Origin of the sequence: Collinsella sp. SGI.095 (assembly GCF_050314535.1) — a bacterium.
GTDB lineage: Bacteria > Actinomycetota > Coriobacteriia > Coriobacteriales > Coriobacteriaceae > Collinsella.
The window spans coordinates 1-20,695 of record NZ_JBNPNG010000019.1; the positions used below are offsets into that span (position 1 = coordinate 1).

20 protein-coding genes are annotated in these 20,695 nt (G+C 59.9%); 1 reads left to right on the top strand and 19 read right to left on the bottom strand.

Annotated elements, in window-relative coordinates:
• Nucleotides 1-114: 114 nt before the first annotated feature.
• From ACQRCA_RS07150 to ACQRCA_RS07160, 3 genes are all read right to left on the bottom strand, one after another.
• The gene (locus ACQRCA_RS07150) at nucleotides 115-1,515 is read right to left on the bottom strand and encodes a phosphoglucomutase/phosphomannomutase family protein (protein WP_427719693.1); all 1,401 of its coding nucleotides are present in this window, start codon (nucleotides 1,513-1,515) and stop codon (nucleotides 115-117) included.
• Between the two features lie 175 nt (nucleotides 1,516-1,690).
• A complete protein-coding gene (locus ACQRCA_RS07155) occupies nucleotides 1,691-2,584 on the bottom strand; it encodes a homocysteine S-methyltransferase family protein (RefSeq protein ID WP_427719694.1) in 894 nt (297 codons plus the stop codon).
• 12 nt (nucleotides 2,585-2,596) lie between these two features.
• Nucleotides 2,597-3,019, bottom strand: coding sequence for a metal-dependent transcriptional regulator (locus ACQRCA_RS07160; RefSeq protein WP_154518396.1), 423 nt, complete (start codon nucleotides 3,017-3,019; stop codon nucleotides 2,597-2,599).
• 120 nt (nucleotides 3,020-3,139) lie between these two features.
• On the opposite strand from ACQRCA_RS07160, the gene pepT reads away from it, so the two are divergent.
• A complete protein-coding gene (pepT, locus tag ACQRCA_RS07165) occupies nucleotides 3,140-4,387 on the top strand; it encodes a peptidase T (RefSeq protein WP_427719695.1) in 1,248 nt (415 codons plus the stop codon).
• Between the two features lie 253 nt (nucleotides 4,388-4,640).
• Here pepT and ACQRCA_RS07170 read toward each other — a convergent pair whose 3' ends face one another.
• The 16 genes from ACQRCA_RS07170 to prfA form a co-directional block, all read right to left on the bottom strand.
• The gene (locus ACQRCA_RS07170; RefSeq protein ID WP_154518390.1) at nucleotides 4,641-5,894 is read right to left on the bottom strand and encodes an LCP family protein; all 1,254 of its coding nucleotides are present in this window, start codon (nucleotides 5,892-5,894) and stop codon (nucleotides 4,641-4,643) included.
• Nucleotides 5,895-5,906: 12 nt separating this feature from the next.
• Nucleotides 5,907-7,190: a UDP-N-acetylglucosamine 1-carboxyvinyltransferase gene (murA, locus tag ACQRCA_RS07175; RefSeq protein WP_427719696.1), complete on the bottom strand. Its 1,284-nt coding sequence runs from the start codon at nucleotides 7,188-7,190 to the stop codon at nucleotides 5,907-5,909.
• 88 nt (nucleotides 7,191-7,278) lie between these two features.
• The gene (gene atpC / locus ACQRCA_RS07180) at nucleotides 7,279-7,671 is read right to left on the bottom strand and encodes an ATP synthase F1 subunit epsilon (RefSeq protein WP_154518384.1); all 393 of its coding nucleotides are present in this window, start codon (nucleotides 7,669-7,671) and stop codon (nucleotides 7,279-7,281) included.
• A 3-nt stretch (nucleotides 7,672-7,674) separates the two neighbouring features.
• Nucleotides 7,675-9,129, bottom strand: coding sequence for a F0F1 ATP synthase subunit beta (gene atpD / locus ACQRCA_RS07185; protein WP_055286334.1), 1,455 nt, complete (start codon nucleotides 9,127-9,129; stop codon nucleotides 7,675-7,677).
• Entirely contained in the window at nucleotides 9,129-10,037 is a 909-nt protein-coding gene (gene atpG, locus ACQRCA_RS07190; RefSeq protein WP_427719697.1) for an ATP synthase F1 subunit gamma, read from the bottom strand. The genes atpD and atpG overlap by 1 nt, the downstream gene beginning before the upstream one ends.
• A gap of 5 nt (nucleotides 10,038-10,042) precedes the next feature.
• Nucleotides 10,043-11,641 carry a F0F1 ATP synthase subunit alpha gene (gene atpA, locus ACQRCA_RS07195; RefSeq protein ID WP_427719698.1) on the bottom strand — a complete coding sequence of 533 codons (1,599 nt, stop codon included), beginning with the start codon at nucleotides 11,639-11,641 and terminating at the stop codon, nucleotides 10,043-10,045.
• The gene (locus tag ACQRCA_RS07200; RefSeq protein ID WP_427719699.1) at nucleotides 11,641-12,117 is read right to left on the bottom strand and encodes a F0F1 ATP synthase subunit delta; all 477 of its coding nucleotides are present in this window, start codon (nucleotides 12,115-12,117) and stop codon (nucleotides 11,641-11,643) included. Before ACQRCA_RS07200 ends, atpA begins: the two co-directional genes overlap by 1 nt.
• On the bottom strand, nucleotides 12,107-12,709 hold the full coding sequence (gene atpF, locus ACQRCA_RS07205; RefSeq protein WP_118081621.1) for a F0F1 ATP synthase subunit B: 603 nt from the start codon (nucleotides 12,707-12,709) through the stop codon (nucleotides 12,107-12,109). The genes ACQRCA_RS07200 and atpF overlap by 11 nt, the downstream gene beginning before the upstream one ends.
• A 15-nt stretch (nucleotides 12,710-12,724) precedes the next feature.
• Nucleotides 12,725-12,919, bottom strand: a complete 195-nt coding sequence (locus tag ACQRCA_RS07210; RefSeq protein WP_022094262.1) for an ATP synthase subunit C — start codon at nucleotides 12,917-12,919, stop codon at nucleotides 12,725-12,727.
• Nucleotides 12,920-13,043: 124 nt separating this feature from the next.
• A complete protein-coding gene (gene atpB, locus ACQRCA_RS07215) occupies nucleotides 13,044-13,847 on the bottom strand; it encodes a F0F1 ATP synthase subunit A (protein WP_195234836.1) in 804 nt (267 codons plus the stop codon).
• A 3-nt stretch (nucleotides 13,848-13,850) separates the two neighbouring features.
• Nucleotides 13,851-14,162 (bottom strand): hypothetical protein, encoded by a 312-nt coding sequence (locus tag ACQRCA_RS07220; RefSeq protein WP_055286330.1) that lies wholly within the window; start codon nucleotides 14,160-14,162, stop codon nucleotides 13,851-13,853.
• Nucleotides 14,163-14,443: 281 nt separating this feature from the next.
• Nucleotides 14,444-15,091, bottom strand: a complete 648-nt coding sequence (gene upp, locus ACQRCA_RS07225; protein ID WP_040359658.1) for a uracil phosphoribosyltransferase — start codon at nucleotides 15,089-15,091, stop codon at nucleotides 14,444-14,446.
• A gap of 121 nt (nucleotides 15,092-15,212) precedes the next feature.
• The gene (glpK, locus tag ACQRCA_RS07230) at nucleotides 15,213-16,754 is read right to left on the bottom strand and encodes a glycerol kinase GlpK (protein WP_427719700.1); all 1,542 of its coding nucleotides are present in this window, start codon (nucleotides 16,752-16,754) and stop codon (nucleotides 15,213-15,215) included.
• A gap of 3 nt (nucleotides 16,755-16,757) precedes the next feature.
• A complete protein-coding gene (locus tag ACQRCA_RS07235) occupies nucleotides 16,758-17,510 on the bottom strand; it encodes an L-threonylcarbamoyladenylate synthase (RefSeq protein ID WP_427719701.1) in 753 nt (250 codons plus the stop codon).
• Between the two features lie 209 nt (nucleotides 17,511-17,719).
• Entirely contained in the window at nucleotides 17,720-18,970 is a 1,251-nt protein-coding gene (locus ACQRCA_RS07240; RefSeq protein ID WP_427719702.1) for a N5-glutamine methyltransferase family protein, read from the bottom strand.
• Nucleotides 18,971-19,599: 629 nt separating this feature from the next.
• Entirely contained in the window at nucleotides 19,600-20,667 is a 1,068-nt protein-coding gene (prfA, locus tag ACQRCA_RS07245; protein ID WP_154518366.1) for a peptide chain release factor 1, read from the bottom strand.
• Nucleotides 20,668-20,695: the final 28 nt, after the last annotated feature.

Genomic DNA, 20,695 nt, shown 5'->3' on the forward strand with positions numbered 1-20,695 from the left:
CGGGGGCGGGAATCTGGTTGCACACAACTCCTACACATTTATACCCGCAGTTGACGCTTGCCAGTCGTTACCTACCACTCGCCGAGCATATCTTTATATTGAGCAGCCCCATGGCTAGAGCCGATATGCGCCCCGAGCCAAAGCGCAGCCGGCATCAAGCAACTCATCGCGCTCCTCCACCGAAAAGCCCTCGGCGTACACTCGCACCACCGGCTCAGTGCCACTCGGGCGAACCAACAGCCAGGTATCATCCTCAAATGCCAAACGCAAGCCGTCCATGTGACTTACGCTCTGCGGCGCCTTGCCGCAAATCGACTTGGGATTCACACCGGGAAGCAGCGTGCGCAGCGACTCGGCATCTTCTGCCTCAAGTCGTAAATCTCGACGGCCATAACTTGTTTTTCCAAAACTCGCCTCGAGCTGATCGACCAGCACGCCCAGCGAAGCCCCCGTCTTTGCCATGAGCTCACACAGGAGTAGGCAAGCGAGGATGCCGTCACGCTCGGGCATATGCGCGGCAATGCCGATGCCACCGGCCTCCTCACCGCCCATAAGCACCCCGTCTTTTTTCATCTCGGCGGCTATATATTTGAAGCCAACCGGTTTTACGGTCACGCGGCAACCGAGCGCCTCGGCAACACGACGCACAAGCGTCGAGCACGATAGATTGACGACGACTCGCCCCTTCAAATTGCGAAACTGAACCAATTCGCCCATTACGAGCGCCATGATCTGATGCGGATGTATATATCTACCGCGCTCGTCGACCGCGCCAATACGGTCAGCATCGCCATCGGTCACCAGGCCGGCACACGCGCCGTCTTCGATAACTGCACGCTCGCAGGCATCCACCCACGGCTCTACGGGATCGGGACAGATATCCCTCCAATCCGATGCTTGCCCCGCATGAATCTCATGGACCTCAACACCCAGCTCGCGCAGCAAATCGGCAAGATAACCTTGAGCCGCTCCCCCCATGGGGTCGACCACCACGCGCAGACGAGCGGCACGAATGGCATCGGCATCGACAAACGATGCTACCGCTCGCATATAGTCGGGAATGATATCCGCCGTGCGATACTGCTCCTCGAGCCCCAGAGGTTCGGCGGCCATCGTTGCCTCGAGCTCTTCGATGACGTCCTGGTTTGCCGTGGAACCATCGCCCATGCGCAGTTTGAGACAGAGATAGCCCTGCGGATGATGTGAACCGGTCACCATGAGCGCCCCGCACGCCTCGCCATCGTATGCGGCAGCCCACGTGATGGCAGGCGTGGGTACAAAACGGGCCGCGAGCACGGCATCAAGGCCATGGGCCGCAAGCACGCCAGCTGCAAGTTCTGCAAACTCGCGCGCCCGGGGACGGGTGTCATACCCGATATATACCGTCTTGCCGGGATATGTCTTTTGCCAGAGCTCGCCGGCGGCATCAGCGATACGGGCAACATTGTCAGCGTTAAAATCCTCGCCGACGCGAGCGCGCCAGCCATCAGTTCCAAAATGAATTATCGCGCACACACGCAGACACCTCGCAGTGTTTGGATCATGGTACGCAGGTGGTATACCCGCAACGAGCGCCCGGCAAGCCGCCGGCGCACGCATTCACCGTTTAGGCAAAAGCCGTCGAGGGCGCATATAGACAAAAAAACCGCCCCGGTTGGGGCGGTAATTCGAATGTGCTTTTCTTAGGACTCTATATATCGAGCGCGTCTGCCATAGCAGCCGTCGTGATCGCCGTGGTTCCGCAACAGCCACCAACCATTGCGGCGCCAGCCCGCTTCCACTCGACGCATACGCGCGCGAAAGCTTCGGGGTCCTCGTGCCACACGGGCCCATCTTGCGTTTGGACCGGATTTCCCGCATGGGGACGTACAGTAACGGGCGTCGTGGCTATCTTGACCATTCTTGGTACCGCAGCGGTAGCCGCTGTCAGGGTGCAGCAATTGACCCCAACCGAGCTCGCACCGTGCTTCTCGGCATACAAGATGGCACCTTCGATATTTAGGCCATCACCCAGCAGGTCGCCCTTGTCATCAATAGCAAAGCTCACCAGAACGGGCATGCCATCAGCGGCATCATGGGCACCGGCGAGCACGGGCTGCAGATTGCGGATAGACGTGATCGTCTCGACCAGAATCCCGTCGACGCCGGCGTTGAGCAGGGCGGACGCCTGCTCGCGAGCATTTGCGCGAATCTCTCGATACTCGGAAGAATCCTCGACAAACCACTCAATCGCAATAGGTCCCATGGACCCCAGCAATAGCTGGGGATTTGCCTGGCGGGCATCGTCGACCGCCCCGCGATTGACCTCTGCCATAGATGGAGCGATTTCATCGCGATCGAGCGCAAAACCCGATGCCTGGAACGTATTGGTAATAAGCACCTGTGCACCAGCGGCGGCATACAGTCGGTGGATGCGAGAAACCGTCTGCGGTTCGGCGAGGTTCCAAAATGCCGGCGGAATATCGGCGGCACCGTATTCACTCAGCAGCACGCTGCCCATCGGACCCTGTGCCAGCAGCGTCTCGCTGGCAAGTCGGCGCATAAGCTCCTCGCCGCCGAAGCGATTGTAATAACTCGTATCCATATATATGTTTCGCTATTCCTCGATGCTGATTCCCTGCTTTTCGAGATAGGCGAGCCAACGGACCATTGTGTCCTCGGAAAGCGCGTGCTCCATCATGCAGGCCTCGGCATCGGCGCGCTCAAAGTCGACGCCGAGCTCCTGGACCAAAAATGTGCGAATCAGGCGATGGCGATACCAGATAGCCAAACCGACCTCGCGCCCACGGTTGGTCAGGATAACCTTGCCGTAGTGAGACTGCTCGACAAGTTCGGATGCCTTGAGAGCCGAAACCGCCTTGTTGACCGATGCCTTCGAAACGCCAAGGCGCTGTGCGATATCGACCGACCGCACGCCATTAGTCTCCCCATCCTCGCTTTCGATGCGAACCATGCACTCCAAGTAGTCTTCGTTCGCCACCGTTAGATGTAGCTCGCGCGAGCTATTTGTCGTATCCATGAACATCCGTCCCTTCTGCATTCAATGGCTGATTCTACCCCATCCAAGCGTCGCGGTATGCCGCGGCATACCGTGCTAGAGTTCTTGTTGCACACGACAACCAAGATTGGAGCGGTCTCTATGGAAAACACCACCACGAACCCCGACGTACTCGAGCGTTTTTTGCGCTACGTCCAGATCAACACACAGTCCGAGGATGCCAACTGTGACCAGGTTCCGTCGAGCACCGTCCAGTTTGATCTTGCCAATGTGCTTGCCGAGGAATTGCGCGAGCTTGGTGCAACCGATGCCCATGTAACCGAAAACGCCTATGTCTGCGCTCACATTCCCGCGAGCGCCGGCTCCGAGAATAAGCCCGCCCTGGGCCTGATCGCGCACCTCGACACCACCGAGGTCGCACCGGGCGCCGGCGTAGCGCCGCACATCGTGCACTACGAGGGCGGCGACCTGGTTTGCGGCATCGTCGACGGCAAGCCCGTATCCATGAGCACCGCCAAGCTCCCCGCCCTCAACAACCTTTTGGGCGAGGACCTGGTTTGCACCGACGGCACCACGCTGCTGGGCGCCGACGATAAGGCCGGTGTCGCCGAGATTATGGCGCTCGTCGCACGCATTGCACAGGACCCCAGCCTGCCCCACCCCACGCTTGGTATTTGTTTCTGCCCGGACGAGGAAATCGGCCACGGTGCCGAGCTGTTGGATATCGAGGACTTTGGCTGTAAGTATGCCTACACAGTCGACGGCGGTCCGGTTGGCGAGCTTGAGTGGGAGTGCTTCAACGCCGCCGAGGCTACCGTTAGCTTTGAGGGCCAGTCCATTCACCCCGGCGACGCCAAGGGCCGCATGGTTAACGCGGGCAATCTGTTCTGCGACTTCAATGCCCTGCTCCCCTACGTGCAGCGTCCGGAATACACCGAGGGCTACGAGGGCTTCTATCACCTCGAGGGCGTTTCTGCCACAGTCGACCATGCCACGGCGCGCTATATCGTCCGTGATCACGATGCCGCCAAGTTCCAGCAGAAGCTCGATCTGATGGATGCTGCCGCCGCGCTGCTCAACCAGCGTCTGGGCGAGGAGCGCGTAACGGTCGAGATCAAGCACCAGTACCGTAACATGGCCGAGATTGTCCGCGACTACCCAGAGCTGATCGATGTCGCTAAGGAATCCTTCCTTGCCTGCGATGTTGAGCCCCAGGTGCTGCCGATTCGCGGCGGCACCGACGGTGCACAGCTGTCGTTCCGCGGCCTGCCCTGTCCCAACCTTTCGACGGGCGGCTACTGCTACCACGGCGTCAATGAGTTTGTTCCGGTCAGCTCGCTCGTTAAGATGACCGACGTCCTCCAGGAGCTCGTCGCCCGCTTCGCATAAGGAACTCGAATAATCTAGGTAAGCAAAATCGCCCCGTCCTCAAAACCGAGAACGGGGCGATTTTTTGGTGCAAGGGGAGTAGTCGGCATCGCTGGTTGAATCAACGTCAGCGAGCGACGTCCAGGGCGAACAAGTTGGCATGAAAAAGGCAGGACATTGATTCTGGTCATGCCCTGCCTTTTGAATGACAAATTGTCGCTCTGGGCGGCGCGCAACGTCGAGCCGTTGCGCGGACTGGCAAGCCCGCGCAACCCTAGTAGTTGGCTTCGTAACCGTTGCCGTCGCCAGTGGGCTCCTCGTAATAATATGAGCTGTAATCCGAATCGTCCGAATAGCTCGAATCGTCCGAATAGCTCGAATCGCCCGAGCTTTCCGACGAACCGGCCGTACCGTAGGCGTAATCGTCAGAAGTATGGTTGCTCAAATCACCGATTGTGGAGCTGGTTCCGTCGGATAGGCCCATGGTGTTTGGTCCCTTAGGATCCTTGCCGGCATCGACGCGCGCCATCATCTCCTTAAGCTCGTCCTCGTAGACAAAGACATAGCTCTGGCCGTCGATCATGGTGGTTTCATCTGCGTAGGAAGGCAGATTCGCCGAATAGATGCCATCGACATCCATGCCGCGCATAGCATTGACCGTAGACACGATGTCCTGAACGCTCATATCGGTCACAAGCATATCGGACAGCGAATTAACCAGGTCGAAGACCTTCGTAGCATCAAAGTTGTTGAGAATCTGGTTGGCAAGGGCACCAAGCACCTGGCGTTGGTGACGCATGCGCGTATAGTCGCCGTCGGCATAGGTATAGCGGCAACGGGCATAGGTGAGCGCGGTAGCACCGTCCATGTGCTGCTGGCCTGCCGTAATCTTAATGTCCAGATGCTCGGGGTCATCGACATCGTCGGTGGCGTTGATGTCGATACCGCCCACAGAGTCAATCAGTGATTGCATACCGTCAAAGCTAACCTCGGCATAGTGGGAAATCTGCACGCCGCACAGCTCATTGACCGCTTGAACCATGGCCTCGGCACCGCCATAGGTATGGCAGGCGTTGATCTTCATGGTTTCGCCGTTATAGACAACCTTGGTATCACGTGGAATGGATATAAGCGTAGCCTGCTTTTGCGTAGGGTCGATGCGCGCCAAGATAATTGAATCGGAGCGATACGTGTCCTCGCCCGGACGACCATCGGTACCCAAAAGAAGCACGTAGAACGGATCCTTGGCCTCATTGGTATCCACCAAGATATGGCGCAGATTGTCGGTAATGACATTGGAATCGCCAAGCTTGCCCATAATGTTGGCGAACCACAGCCCGGCGGCAGTCGTAGCGCTCAACAGCACGCCAAGCACGGCGATAAGCGCAACGCGACGGATTGTCTGGCCGCGGCGGCGCTGACGAGCGCGCTCGGAGTAGCGTGCAACATTATCGCGACTGTAGATCTTGGCCTGTGCGCCGGTTGAAGGTCTTCGAGTATCCGCTAAGGGCTTCTTATTATTAAACATAGGCAACCTGCATTAGTAGATGACGGGATCGGGAACAGTGGCGTGCTCGACGTTTGCACCAAGTGCCTGCAGTTTTTCGACAAACTGCTCATAGCCACGTTTGATGTGATGAATGGCCGAGACCTCGGTAACGCCGTCGGCGATAAGGCCAGCAACGACGAGCGCGGCGCCGCCGCGCAGATCAGGCGAGGTAACCTGTGCACCCGAGAACCCCTTGACGCCATGAATCATGGCGTGATGGCTTTCGATGCGGATATCCGCGCCCATACGGACCAGCTCCGACGCGAACATAAAGCGGTTCTCGAAGATATTCTCGGTAATCACAGAGCTGCCATCAGCAAGAGCGGAAAGCACCATGATCTGCGCCTGCATGTCTGTCGGGAAGCCCGGGAACGGAAGTGTCTGAATATCGACCGGCCTGATGCGCTCGACACGACTCACGTGAACGCCATTCTCGATTCGCTCACACTCGATACCCATGAGCTCCATCTTCTTGAGCACCATGCCCAAGTGAATGGGGCAAAAGCCCGTAACGTCGACACCGCGGTCATCGGCCATCAGGGCACCGGCAACGATAAAGGTGCCGGCCTCGATGCGGTCACCCACCACGCGATGGGTAACGGGATGCAACTCGTCCACACCTTCGATGGTCACGACGGGCGTGCCGGCGCCAACAATCTTGGCGCCCATCTCGTTGAGCATGTTGGCAAGGTCGACGATCTCGGGCTCGCGAGCCGCATTATCGATAACCGTAGTGCCTTTTGAGCGCACGGCCGCCATGATGAGGTTCTCGGTAGCGCCGACGCTGGCAAATTCGAGCGTAACCGTGGTACCACGCAACCCCTGAGGAGCGTTGGCATTGATGTAACCGTGTGCAGTGTCGAATTCTACGCCCAGCGCCTCAAGACCCAAGATGTGCATGTCGATCTTACGGGCACCCAGATTGCAGCCACCCGGCATGGCAATCTTGGCACGATGGAAACGGCCCAGCAGGGGACCCATCACGGCCGTGGAGGCGCGCATCTTGGCGACAAGCTCGTAGGGAGCCTCCCAGGAATCAACCTGAGAAGTGTCGATCTCGAGCGTATGCTCATCGAGAACGTCAATCTTGGCGCCCATACCCTTGAGCACCTTGCCCATAACATGGACATCCGAGATATCGGGCACGTTCTGCAGCGTCGTCTTCCCCGGTGCCAGAAGCGTTGCCGCCATGAGTTTGAGTGCAGAGTTCTTTGCACCCGAAACGGGCACGGAGCCTCCGATGGTGTGGCCACCTTCAACACGGATAATATCCAAGGTCTACCCTTTCAAAAAGCATGCCCGGGATGGCTGGGCCACCCCGGGCATGATGTGTTCGCAAATGGTCGAACGCCAAATCGTTTGACTATTGGGCAAGCATGAGCTTACACCATGCGATTTCATTATAGAGGTAGGCGCGGCGTGCATCATCCTCCGACAAATTGCCCAGCTTCTCTTCAAAACCTTGAATATCAGCTTTAAGCTTGTCGGCATCGACGGTCGCCAAATCGCAAGCGCGCTCGGCGAGAACGGTCACGACATCGTCCGCAACCTGGGCATAGCCGCCGGCCACGGCAAACGTGTGGTCGACAGTGCCCATGGCCTTATCGGAGACGCGAACGTAACCGCGGTCGATCGTGCAGATCTCGCTGGAGTGAGCAGGCAGAACGCCAAACTCGCCATCCGTGGACGGAATCGACACAAACGCAGCGTCGCCCTCATAGGCGCAGCTCACGGGGCACACGATGCGGATACGCATAACCTACTTCTCCCCCATCTTGCGGGCACGCTCGCGCACGTCCTCAATCGTGGAAGCATAGCGGAAAGCCTGCTCGGGCAGGTCATCGGCCTTGCCGTCGACAATCTCGGCGAAGGAGCGGACGGTATCCTCGACGCGAACGTAGACACCGGGGTTGCCGGTGAACTTCTCGGCGACGTGGAAGGACTGCGAGAGGAACTGCTGAATCTTACGAGCGCGGTTGACCGTAAGGCGCTGCTCCTCGGACAGCTCGTCCATACCCAGAATGGCGATGATGTCCTGAAGGTCGGAGTACTCCTGCAGGAGCTCCTGGACCTTAACGGCGACACGGTAGTGCTCCTCGCCGACGATCGAGGGATCGAGGGCGTCGGAGGAAGACGCGAGCGGGTCGATGGCCGGGAACAAGCCGAGCGACGAAATGCTACGCGAAAGAACCGTAGTGGCATCGAGGTGCGTAAACGTCGTGGCGGGAGCCGGGTCGGTCAGGTCGTCTGCGGGGACGTAGACAGCCTGAACGGAGGTGATGGAGCCCGTCTTGGTCGAGGTGATGCGCTCCTGAAGGTCGCCCATCTCGGTAGCCAGCGTGGGCTGGTAGCCAACGGCGGACGGCATACGACCCAGAAGGGCGGAAACCTCGGAACCGGCTTGGGAGAAGCGGAAGATGTTATCGATGAACAGCAGAACGTCCTGACCACGATCGCGGAAGTACTCGGCGGTGGTAAGGCCGGCCAGACCGATGCGCAGACGCGCTCCAGGCGGCTCGTTCATCTGACCATAGACCAAGCAGGTCTTGTCGATAACGCCCGACTCGCTCATCTCGAGATAAAGGTCGGTACCCTCACGGGTACGCTCGCCGACGCCGGTAAACACCGAGGTGCCACCGTGCTCCTGAGCGAGGTTGTTGATGAGCTCCTGAATCAGAACGGTCTTGCCGACGCCGGCGCCACCGAACAGACCAGTTTTGCCGCCACGGATGTAGGGCTCGAGCAGGTCGACGGCCTTAATGCCGGTCTCGAAAATCTCGGTCTTGGTAGTAAGCTCGTCAAAGCGGGGCGCTGCATGGTGGATGGGATAGAACTCCTCCACCTCGGGCATGGGCTTGCCGTCGACGGGCTTGCCCATGACGTTCCAGATGCGACCGAGTGTCTTGGGGCCAACGGGCATCTTCATGGGCTCACCGGTATCGGTGGCGATGAGGCCGCGCTGCAGGCCGTCGGTCGAGGACATGGCGACCGTGCGGACGACGCCGCCCGGAAGCTGGCTCTCGACCTCGAGGATCGTGCTCAGGTGACCGATCGGGGTCTCGGCCTCGACCGTGAGCGCGTTGTAGATCGGGGGCACCGCGCCGTCAAACTTGACGTCGACGACAGGACCGATAATACGCACGATGCGACCATCACCGGCAGTCGTCTTCTTGGTGGCTTCCTCGACCGCAAGCTTTACGGTGTTATTAGCCATTACTGTTCCTCCAATGCTGAGGCTCCGCCGACGATCTCGTTAATCTCGGTCGTGATCGAAGCCTGACGCACGCGACTATACGTGCGGGTAAGGGTCGAGATGATCGCGGTGGCGTTTTCCGTCGCGGAGTGCATCGCCTTGCGGCGTGCACCCTGCTCGGCGGCAGCCGAATCGATCAAGGCCTGGTAGATGACCGTCAGGATATACGACGGTACAAGCTTGCCGAGAACATGCTCGGGAGAGGGCACGAACTCGAATGTGGACGAGATACGCTTAGGGGCGTCGGTCTCGTTCTTACGCGGACCGTGGGCCATAGCGATCATCTCGGGATCGAGCGGCAGCAAGTGCTCGACGCGAAGCTCCTGATCCACGCGGTTCTTGGCGTGGTGGTAGATAAGCTCGACACGGTCAAGCTCACCGGCACGATACGCATCGCAGATATGAGAGGAGATCATGCGGGCCTGATTGAAATCGGGCTCAGAGGAGTTGCCCTCAAAGTGCATGATGACGTTTGCGCGGTCACGGAAATACGTGGCCGGTTTGCGCCCACACGCGATGATCTCGCACTCGATGCCGTCGTTCGCCCAAGAAGCGGCGAGCTTTTCGGCCGTGCGCTCCACCGTCGTATTGAAACCGCCGGCAAGGCCGCGGTCCGAGGCGATGACGATGATCAGGCCATGCTTGACGCTCTCATGCTTCTGCAGCATGGGATCGGTGCCCGAACAGGAGGCGTCGCCGGCGACCGTCAACATGACGTCGGTCAGCGCCTCCTTATAGGGCTCGGCCTGCTTGGAGCGATCGAGGGCACGACGGATTTTGGCCGTAGAGACCATCTCCATCGTGCGCGTGATCTGCTTGGTCGTGGTAACCGAGGAGATTCGCTTCTTAATGTCGCGAAGGTTGGCCATAGGGCTTAGTTCTCCTCTGATCCAGTCGTATCGGCATGGTGCTTGGCCATGAACTGCTGCTTAAAGTCGCCGATGACGCGCAGGAGCTCAGCCTTGGTGTCATCGTCGATCTTCTTGGCGCGAACCTTGTCGAGCAGCGAACCAAAGCCGTTGTCCAGGTACTCGATAAGCTCGGCGCGGAAAGGCAGCACGTCGGCAATCTCGAGATCGTCGAGGAAGCCCTCGTTGCCTGCAAACAGAACTGCAATCTGCTCGCCAACCTCAAACGGTTTGTAGCGCGACTGCTTAAGGAGCTCAGTCATGCGAGCGCCGTGGGTAAGCTGCTTTTGCGTGGCCTCGTCGAGGTCGGAGCCGAACTGCGTAAAGCCGGCGAGCTCCTGGTACGAAGCGAGGTCCAGACGGAGGTTGCCGGCGACCTGCTTCATAGCCTTGGTCTGTGCGTCGCCACCGACGCGGGACACGGAGATGCCCACGTCGACTGCCGGGCGCTGACCCTGGAAGAAGAGCTCGGACTGCAGGTAGATCTGACCATCGGTAATGGAAATGACGTTGGTCGGAATGTAGGCCGAGACGTCGCCGTCCTGGGTCTCGATGATCGGCAGAGCCGTCATGGAGCCGTAACCGTTCTTCTTGGACATCTTGACGGCACGCTCGAGCAGACGAGAGTGCAGGTAGAAGATGTCGCCAGGATAGGCCTCGCGTCCGGGCGGACGATGCAGCGTCAGCGACATCTGACGGTAGGCCACAGCCTGCTTGGACAGGTCGTCGTAGATGACAAGCACATGGCCGCCGGGGTTGGTCTCGCTGGCGGGCTTGCCGTCCTCGCCGTTGTACATGAAGAACTCGCCGATAGCGGCACCGGCCATAGGCGCGATGTACTGCATAGGGGCGGAATCGGCAGCGGTGGCCGAAACGATGATGGTGTAGTCGAGCGCGCCGTGCTGAGCGAGGGTCTCGCGGATGTTGGCAACCGTGGAAGCCTTCTGGCCGATAGCGACGTAGATGCAGACCATGCCCTTGCCACGCTGGTTGAGGATAGCGTCGATGGCGATAGCGGTCTTACCGGTCTTACGGTCGCCGATGATAAGCTCGCGCTGGCCGCGGCCGATAGGCACCATGGAGTCGATAGCCAACAGGCCAGTCTGAACCGGCTCGCATACCGGGGTACGGTCGATGACACCGGGGGCCTTGAACTCGATAGGACGACGGTGCGTGGCGACAATGTCACCCAAACCGTCGATGGGCTGGCCGAGCGGATTGACGACGCGGCCGAGCATGGCACGGCTCACGGGGATATCCATAATGCGGCCAGTGGTGCGGCACTCGTCGCCTTCCTTGATGGAGTCGACGGCACCAAACAGAACGGCGCCGACCTCGTCACGGTCAAGGTTCTGGGCAAGGCCGAAGACGGTCTCACCGGTATCGGAGCTCTTGAACTCCAGAAGCTCGCCTGCCATGGCGCTCTTGAGGCCGGAGACGCGCGCAATGCCGTCGCCTACCTCGTCGACCGTTGAAACCTCATGCGTATCGACCGTCGCGGAGAGGTTCGTGAGCTGCTCCTGCAGTTTCTTGGCGATATCCTGGGCATTGAGGGTTTCGGACATTAGGCTTCACCTCCGTACGAATTAGCAGAGTTTGCGAGGGTCTCCTGCGCGATGCGCAGCTGCGTCTTGACGGAAATGTCACGACGCTCGCCGCGGGCCTCGAGCACCAGGCCGCCCACGATAGACGGATCGACCTGCTCGATAAGGAATACCTTGCGGCCGAAGTCCTGCTCGCATTTCTTAGTGATGGTTTGACGCAGCTCGTCGTCGAGCGGGATCGCCGTGGTGACGGTCACGCCCACTACATCCTCGTCTTCCTCGGCAACATGCTTAAAGGCAGCTGCCACCTTGGGAAGAAGGTCGAGCTGGTCGCGCTTGGACATGGTGTCGAGCACGGCGACGATCTCGGGGCTGGCGGAAGCCAGGCGCTCGATCATCTCGAGGTCCTCGAACACATGGTTCTCGGCCTTGGCGGCTTCCATGAGGGAGCGCGCGTAGGTCTCGAGCACCTTGTCCTGATAGCGGCTAGTCGGCATTCAGGCTACCTGCTTCCTGGATGTAGCGCTCGATGAGCTTCTTCTGCCCGGCCTCGTCCTCGAGTGCCTCGCCCACGATCTTGGTGGCGACGGCAACGGACAGGTCGGCGATGGAGCTCGCGGCACCGGCATAGATGGACTTGCGCTCGTCCTCGACGGTCGTATGGGCCTTAGCGATGATCTCCTCGGCCTCCTTGTGAGCAGCCTCGATGATACGGGCGCGCTCGGACTCGGCGTCCTTACGGGCCTCGAGAACAATGTCGGCAGCCTGACGACGGGCGTCGGTAACGATCGAGTCGGACTCAGCGCGCTTGGCGATAGCCTCCTGCTTGGTCTTCTCGGCCTCGTCGAGGCTCTCCTCGATCTTCTTGCCGCGCTCCTCCATGGTCTTCATGATGCCCGGCAGGGCGACCTTGGCCAGCACGATCCAGATAATCAGGAAGGCGATAAGCGCCGGGATGAACTCCGCCATCTTAGGGATGAGGATGTCCGCACCGGCAGCGCCGTCCTCGGCGAACGCGGAAACCGGCATAAGCAGCGCGGCCGCGGACGCGGAGAGTGCGATCGCGCTCTTCTGGGATGAAAGATTCATACTTGACGCTCCGTGCTATTTAACGATCAGCGCGACAACGAAGCCGATCAGAGCCAGAGCCTCGCCGAAGGCGGAGCCCATGATGAAGACGGTGAACACGCGGCCCTGGACCTCAGGTTGACGGGCCATAGCACCCGTAGCACCCAGAGCAGACAGGCCGATAGCAAGACCAGCGCCGATAACACCGAGACCGTAACCGATAACTCCCACGATTCCTCCTTTGTCGTGCGTGTCTTATTTCACGCAGGATAACCTTTTTATAACTGCCGGGCTCCATGGGTACGGGCACCGGCGGTTTAACGAATTGCCTTACCTTTAAGGCGCGAACGGAAGACTACTCCTCCTCCGCGACCTCCTCTGCCTCGGAGACATACACGGCGGTAAGGACCGTGAAGACGTAAGCCTGGATGGCGCCGACCACGAGCTCGATCGCATAGATCAGGATGAGGATGGCAAGCCAGGCCAGCGAAGGCAGGGCGCCGACGGCGTGGGCCGCGGAAACCTGCTGAAGCAACGGCTGCATGAACATGCTCGCCATGATGGCGAATGAGCCCATGACCACGTGTCCTGCGAACATGTTGCAGAACAGACGGACGGCAAGCGTGATGAGGCGCAGGAAGGTCGAGAAAAGCTCGACGACCCACACAAGCACATTCATCGGGAAGCTCACGCCCTGCGGGGCGAGGCTCTTGATGTAGCCGATCACGCCGTGAGCCTTGCATCCGTAGTAGATGAAGTACACGAAGGCGAAGATGGCGAGCGCGGCGGTGGAGCCGATTGCGCCGGTGCCGGGCTTCATTCCCGGAATCAGGCCGATCATGTTATTGATCAGGATGAACAGGAAAAGCGAGCACAGGAACGGGAAGTGCTTCTTCCAGTTCTCACCCACGACGCCCTTGCCGATATCGTTCTCGACGTACTCGATGATGTACTCGAAACCGTTGACGAAGAAGCCCTTGGGAACCAGGGTCTGTTTCTTCTTGAACACGGCCAGGACGATCAGGAGCACGATCGTGGAGACGATCAGCCAAAACGAGTACTGCGTGATGCCGCAGCCCAGATCGCCCACGACAGGGGTGGAGCTGAACTCGCTGACCAGATGATTAATCTCATCAGGCAGCTTTTCAAAAATTTCCACGACTTACCTTTCGACCTCATGAGGATCTCGCAGCGCCTTGGCGACACGAACCGTGCAGGCGGCCATAAAGGCCACGAAGCCGATCGCCTCGCCCAGGAGGAACATGCGAAATGCCTCTCCGAACAACACAAACACAACCAAGGTAAAGACAAGCAGGGCGATTGCCGAGACCGCCAGACTCACCATACCCTTGAGCATGTCCGCATTCTGTTTATCGTCAAGAACCGGCTTGAGCGTAAAAACAAAGGGAAGAAAGGCGACCGCGCCCGCGATGGCGCCTGCAACGATAGCGAGCAGATCGGCTATCTGAAACACTGGCGTCCTCACTTTCTTTTTTAACGCTTCACAGAACAGTTCCCGCCAAACATTGGTGACTATTGTACGAGCCAATCGCTAAAGTACAACCGAAAAAGCATCGGTTAATACGCACCTGTTCGTTTTCTTAAGACCTTCTTTATGCCGCAGGTACGGTAATACGTTTTTCTCGAACCCTGCAGGGCAAAACGTCCGTTAACAGGAGTGCGCGCGGTCGACTTTTGTTCGTCCGCGCGCACCGTTTCTTCGTATTTGCAGCCGCGGCCGTCTTAGCCCAGCGACTAGAGCGTGCCGTAGATGCGGTCGCCGGCGTCGCCGAGGCCGGGAACGATGTAGGCAGCCTCGTTAAGATGGTCGTCGATGGCACAGGTGTAGATATGCACATCTGGGTCCTTCTCGGTCAGCGACTTGAGGCCCTCGGGGGCCGCGACGATGCACAGCATGCGGATGTCCTTGACACCGCGCTCGCGCAGGTAGCTGATGGCCATCTCGGCCGAACCGCCCGTGGCGAGCATGGGGTCGACAACCAGGCAGATGCGCTGGTCGATATCCTTGGGCATTTTGCAGTAATACTCATGCGGTTCGTGAGTAACCTCGTCGCGCTCCATACCGATGTGTCCCACGCGAGCGGAGGGCACCAGGTCGAGGATGCCGTCGACCATGCCAAGGCCCGCACGCAGGATGGGCACGATGGCGAGTTTCTTGCCGGCGAGCTGTTTGAACGTGGCGGTAGTGATGGGGGTCTCGACCTCGACGTCTTCCATAGGCAGGTCGCGCATGGCCTCGTAGCCGTCAAAAAGCGCGAGTTCGCGCACGAGCTGGCGGAACTGATTGGTGCCGGTGTTTTTGTCGCGCAGGATCGACAGCTTGTGCTGGACGAGCGGATGATCGACAAGCGTCACACGGGACGCATCGTAGGTAACGGTCATGGGTCTTTCCCCTTTCGTTGCGGCCACAAAATGGCCTTGCTGACAAGGCGCGCAGCAATGTTGCCGCTGCACGCCATGCATCAGTTTAGCGGTTTGTTGTATCGCGCATCCCATCGCAGCCCTACTGTGCGGTATTGAGCGAGCGCTTGACCGCATCGCGCCAGCCCGCAAGGTTTTGCTCGCGGCGCTCGGCGGACATGTGGGGAAGGAAGGTCCTAACGATCTGGGCATTTTGCTCCAGCTCTTCTAGGTCTTCCCAATAGCCGACGGCAAGGCCCGCCAAGTACGCGGCACCGATTGCCGTGGTCTCCACCGTCTCGCATTGCAGCACGGGGATATCCAGCAGGTCGGCCTGGAATTGCATGATGAACTCGTTGCGCGACGCGCCGCCATCGACAGACAGGCGTTCGATCGAAAGCCCCACGTCCTGCTCCATGGCGCGCAGCACGTCGTAGCTCTGATATGCCATGGATTCGCAGGCGGCACGTACGATGGTCGCACGGCTCGAGGCGCCGGTCAGACCGCACACGATACCGCGGGCACGCGGGTCCCACCAGGGAGCGCCCAAACCCGCAAAGGCGGGAACGAAGTAGCAGCCCTCGTTGTCGTTAATCGAAGCGGCGAGTTGTGCAGACTCGCTCACGCTCGAGATGATGCCCATGTTGTTGCGAAGCCAGTTCATGGTGGAGCCGGCGGCAAAGATGGAACCCTCGAGTGCGTAGCTGACCTTGCCGTCCGCGGCGATACCGATGGTGGAGACCAGACCGTTCTTGGATTCGACGACCTCGTCGCCGGTGTTCATGAGCATAAAGCAACCAGTACCATAGGTGTTTTTGGTCTGGCCGGGATGGAAACAGCAGTGGCCGAACAGCGACGCCTGCTGGTCGCCCGCCACGCCCATGATGGGTGGCATGTTGGTCATGATGTCGCTCGCGACGCGGCCGTAGTCGCCCGAGCTCCAGCGAACCTCGGGCATCATGGAACGCGGAACGTCAAAGAGCGCCAGCAGGTCGTCGTCCCAATCGAGCGTATGGATATTAAAGAGTGCCGTGCGGCTGGCATTGGTGTAGTCGGTGGCAAAGACCTGGCTGCCGGTGAGGTTGTAGATGAGCCAGGTGTCGATGGTGCCGAACATGAGGTCGCCCGCCGCCGCGCTCTCGCGTGCGCCGTCGACGTTGTCGAGAATCCACTGCACCTTGGAGGCCGAGAAATACGGGTCGAGCGTAAGCCCCGTGCGGGAGCGCACCAGCTCTTCTGCGCCCTGCTCAACCAAATTATCGATCAGAGACGCGGTGCGACGGCACTGCCATACGATGGCGTTATAGATGGGCTGGCCGCTCACGCGGTCCCAGACCACCGTGGTCTCACGCTGATTGGAGATACCGATGGCGGCGATGCGATCGGAATGAATCCCGCTCTTAAACTGAACCTCCATCATGACCGCAATCTGGCTGGCAAGGACCGCCATGGGGTCTTGCTCCACCCAGCCGGGACGCGGGAAGCTGGTTTTGACGCTGCGGCGCGCTTGGGCGACAATGCAGCCGTACTCGTCGACGATGGTCGCAAGTACCGAGGTGGTGCCGCAGTCGAGCGCCATGATGTAGGAACCGCCAAAGTCAAACGAGGCATCTTCCATGCCCAGGCTGCCCAGATTCAACGACATCGCTTACACCTTTCTATGCATCGGGTCGGACAGGACCCGCTCAATCTCTGACGCGGGAAGTGCGCCTTGGCGCAGGATCTGGAGCCCGCCGTGCTGGAACGACACGATGGTCGAAGCGTCGCGGCACGGCGTCTCGCCCGCGTCGACGGCCACGTCGACCCCTTCTAGAATGCGGTCTTCAACGTCGGCAAAGCTTGCCGGCGCGGGCGCGCCGTGTGTATTGGCGCTCGTACAGGCAAGTGGGCTGCCACAGGTGCGAATGAGCGCCTGTACCACGGGCGAGGCCGACGCGCGAAGAGCCACCGTGTCGTCGGCGGCACGCATAAAGGTCGGCACGCAGGGAGCCGCCTTGACCACAATAGTCAGGGCGCCCGGCCAGCATCGTCGGGCAAGTATGCGTGCCTCTTCTGGGATATCCACGCCGTAGCGGTCGAGGGCCTCGGCATCATCGACCAGCCAGGCGACCGTTTGGGTGAGCTCACGCTGCTTGAGGGTAAAGATGCGGCGGTAGCCGGTACCGAGCGCGGGCACCGCGGCGCCGTTGACGGCAGCCTGCGGATCGCGCGGCCACGGCAGAGATTCGCTTGTATCTTGGGGCACGGCGTCCGAGAAGGCGTTGACTGCCACAGCGACGCCATAGACGGTCTCGGTTGGGATCAGGGCCAGGCCGCCACGGCCGAGCACCTCGGCCGTACGCTCGACGGCGAGCCGATGCGGCTCGCGCGCTCCCTCGAATACCCGATAGACCGTCTGCATGTGTATGCCAGCCCCTTACGCTCTGGTGAAAGTTTGTTTACTGAGGGGCATTCTCGCACGAAACGTTTAACCTATTTGTCCACAGCGCATGTTGGTTTGGTGAGCGGCTATAGCAGTCGGTGAAAGTGAGGGGTAATTGAGCCGTGACAAGCCTCTTTACATTTCCGGCGCAGCGCTCCCGCCGCCGCGCCGCCAATACGCTTCGTACTTTACTGACGTTGTTTGGGCTCGGTGACGATAGCTCGAACGATGCGGGGACGATCGGTGAGGTCACGGACGATGCGTACGTCCGAAAGACCCGCCTGGCGGCAGAGCTCGGCCGCGGCGTCGAGGGCACCCTCATAGAGCTCGCAGGCAAACAGGCCGCCGGCGCGCAGCATATAGGGCGCCGCATTGAGCAGGCGGCGGAAGATATCAAGGCCATCGGCGCCGCCCTCGAGCGCCAAATCGGGCTCAAAGTCCTTGACCTCGTGCGGCAGCGAGCGCATGACGTCAGTCGGGATATAAGGCGGGTTGGAAACGAGCACGTCAAAGGTGCCCCACTCCTCGCGGGGGATAGAGCTCACCAGGTTCGTGAGGCTGAAGGCGACCTCATCGGACGTCAGCCCGAGTGCATCGCGGTTTTTGGTGGCCAGGTCGATGGCGCGCGGCTCGATATCGGTAGCGGTGCAGGCGACATGGCCGCGACGCTCCCAAGCAAGGGAGAGCGAGATGCAGCCCGTGCCGCAGCCGACCTCGAGAACGCGGGCAATGCGGGGGTCGGCAGGCACAGACGCGGCGGCATCCTGCACTAGGGCCGTCTCTTGGTCGACGCCTTCGATGGCAATGCCGTATTCGTCGAGCTCGGGCTCAGCGACTTCCGCGGTCTCGGCCTCAGCTGCCTGCGCGGCGGCTTCCTCGGCCTCACGATCGGCCAGCTCCTCGGCATAAGCTCGGCTGCCCAGCACGTCTCCGCCCAACGCCGCCTCATCGGCAGCCGTGAGGTTGGCGGCACGGCGCTCGGCAGTCGCGCGTTCGTCAGCCAATGCGGCTTCGGCTTTACGCGCCTGCTCGACCTCGTCGTTCCATGGCAACTCTACGCGCTGGCGGGTGGCAGCTTCGGGGCTCAGAACCTCGGCATCCAGATAATTGAGGACTTCCTCGACGAGCATCTCGGTCTCGGGACGTGGAATGAGCACGCCGGGGGCGCACGCGACGTCGATCATGCGGAACTGCGTGCTGCCGGTGATGTACTGCAGCGGCTCGCCCTTGGCGCGACGGACAACCGCCGCGTGCATGGTCTCGAGCTGCGCTGCATCGAGCGTGTCGTCCATACGCATATATAAGTCGATGCGCGCTAGGCCCGTGGCTGCGCACAACAGCCACTCGGCAGAAAGACGGGGGTGCTCTTCGCCGCGCTCGGCTAGGTACTCCTTGGTCCACTCGAGACAACGCCTGATGGTCCAGATCTCGTTTGCCATGGGTCCTCCCCTCTTAAGCGCCGGGCGGCGCGCGAATGTCGGAGCAGATTGTACGCGAGGGCGGCACGCGGCGAGAGACGATTGGAAGCGATTATCGAGAATCAGCCCAGAATTTTGCACCGGGCTCGCTCAAAGTGTTCATTCGCCGACGTCTAGATTTGCATTCGTCAAGCTTTTGGCAAGGTTGCCCCAAAACTAACCAATATCTAACCAAGAACTTGCCAAATCACTTGACGTGCGACGCACCAAAAAGGGCCCCGCGACTTCTTGGACGATATTTCGAGCAATATTTTCAATTGCAGATGAAGGCTGTTAATTACTTTGAGTAGGTAGGCAGCTTAATTTCCAACAAAGTAGATTAAATAAACTCGAAAAGTAATTTACCCAACCTAGTCATTTAAGAACGTCCCCAATGACTACCTCTGAGGCGCCGCAGGTTGAGCATAAGTCCCCAATGACTACCCGCCGCAGGTAGAGGACGGACAGCGAGCGGGTCGCATTTGAGACAAGGTGACGTGGAACGAAAGGGCGCTGACCTTCTGGTCGCGCCCTTGAAGTTGAACGTCAGATTGTACAGGTGCGGCCCGCGCAGCGTCGAGCCGTTACGGCGTTTGGTAAAACGCCGTAACTTATACGGCCTGTGCCAGCTTCTCGGCACGCTCGGCGGCGGCAAGCGCCTCGATGACGGCACCGAGTTGGTCGCCCAGAAGGACGCCGTTGTAGGTGGAGTTGAAACCGATACGGTGATCGGTCACGCGGTCCTGGGGCTGGTTGTAAGTACGGATCTTCTCGGAACGGTTACCGTGGCCAATCTGGCTCTGGCGCTCGGCGCCGAGCTCGGCCTGCTGCTTCTCGAGTTCCATCTCGTACAGACGGGCACGCAGCATCTGCATGCAGACCTCGCGGTTTTGAATCTGGGAACGCTGCTCCTGCGACTGCACCACGGTATTGGTGGGCAGGTGGGTAATGCGCACGGCGGAGTAGGTGGTGTTAACGCACTGACCGCCAGGACCGGAGGCACAGTAGGTATCGATGCGCAGGTCGGACTGGTTGATCTGAACGTCGATCTCCTCGGCCTCGGGAAGCACGGCGACAGTTGCCGTGGAGGTCTGGATGCGGCCCTGGGACTCGGTCTTGGGAACGCGCTGGACACGGTGCACGCCGGACTCGAACTTCATGACGGAGTAGACACGGTCGCCCTCGACCTTGAACTCGATGGACTTAAAACCGCCGGCCTCGCTGGGGCTGGAGTCGAGCACGGTGGTCTTCCAGCCACGCGACTCGCAGAAGCGTTGGTACATCTTGTACAGGTCACCGGCGAAAATGGCCGCCTCGTCGCCACCTGCGGCGGAGCGGATCTCGACGATGGTGTTCTTGTCGTCATTGGGGTCACTCGGGATGAGCATGTACTTGATGTCTTCCTCAAGCTGGGGAAGCTTGTCCTCGTTCTCGGAGATGTCCATCTGGAGCATCTCCTTCTCGTCGGCATCGGTAGTGTCACGGAGCATTTCTTTGGCAGCCTCGATGTCGTCGAGCGCGCCGATGTACTCGCGCGCAGCGGCAATGAGGTCGGACTGGTGCGCGTACTCCTTGTTGAGACGCGTGAACTCCTTGATGTCGGAGGCGACGGCCGGGTCGGAAAGCTTCTTCTCGAGCTCCTCGTAGGCCTTGATGATCTTTTCGAGCTTGTCGCGCATGGCGGAACTCCTTTATATGCGTGAAGGT

Bases quoted from the DNA above. Each gene is read 5' to 3' on its own strand.
- upp (WP_040359658.1), bottom strand. From the start codon at position 15,091: ATGACCGTTACCTACGATGCGTCCCGTGTGACGCTTGTCGATCATCCG.
- atpF (WP_118081621.1), bottom strand. From the start codon at position 12,709: ATGAATCTTTCATCCCAGAAGAGCGCGATCGCACTCTCCGCGTCCGCG.
- prfA (WP_154518366.1), bottom strand. From the start codon at position 20,667: ATGCGCGACAAGCTCGAAAAGATCATCAAGGCCTACGAGGAGCTCGAG.
- atpG (WP_427719697.1), bottom strand. From the start codon at position 10,037: ATGGCCAACCTTCGCGACATTAAGAAGCGAATCTCCTCGGTTACCACG.
- atpD (WP_055286334.1), bottom strand. From the start codon at position 9,129: ATGGCTAATAACACCGTAAAGCTTGCGGTCGAGGAAGCCACCAAGAAG.
- ACQRCA_RS07155 (WP_427719694.1), bottom strand. From the start codon at position 2,584: ATGGATACGAGTTATTACAATCGCTTCGGCGGCGAGGAGCTTATGCGC.
- pepT (WP_427719695.1), top strand. From the start codon at position 3,140: ATGGAAAACACCACCACGAACCCCGACGTACTCGAGCGTTTTTTGCGC.
- atpA (WP_427719698.1), bottom strand. From the start codon at position 11,641: ATGTCCGAAACCCTCAATGCCCAGGATATCGCCAAGAAACTGCAGGAG.
- ACQRCA_RS07200 (WP_427719699.1), bottom strand. From the start codon at position 12,117: ATGCCGACTAGCCGCTATCAGGACAAGGTGCTCGAGACCTACGCGCGC.
- glpK (WP_427719700.1), bottom strand. From the start codon at position 16,754: ATGTCGTTGAATCTGGGCAGCCTGGGCATGGAAGATGCCTCGTTTGAC.
- ACQRCA_RS07160 (WP_154518396.1), bottom strand. From the start codon at position 3,019: ATGGATACGACAAATAGCTCGCGCGAGCTACATCTAACGGTGGCGAAC.
- ACQRCA_RS07235 (WP_427719701.1), bottom strand. From the start codon at position 17,510: ATGCAGACGGTCTATCGGGTATTCGAGGGAGCGCGCGAGCCGCATCGG.
- ACQRCA_RS07170 (WP_154518390.1), bottom strand. From the start codon at position 5,894: ATGTTTAATAATAAGAAGCCCTTAGCGGATACTCGAAGACCTTCAACC.
- ACQRCA_RS07240 (WP_427719702.1), bottom strand. From the start codon at position 18,970: ATGGCAAACGAGATCTGGACCATCAGGCGTTGTCTCGAGTGGACCAAG.
- atpC (WP_154518384.1), bottom strand. From the start codon at position 7,671: ATGCGTATCCGCATCGTGTGCCCCGTGAGCTGCGCCTATGAGGGCGAC.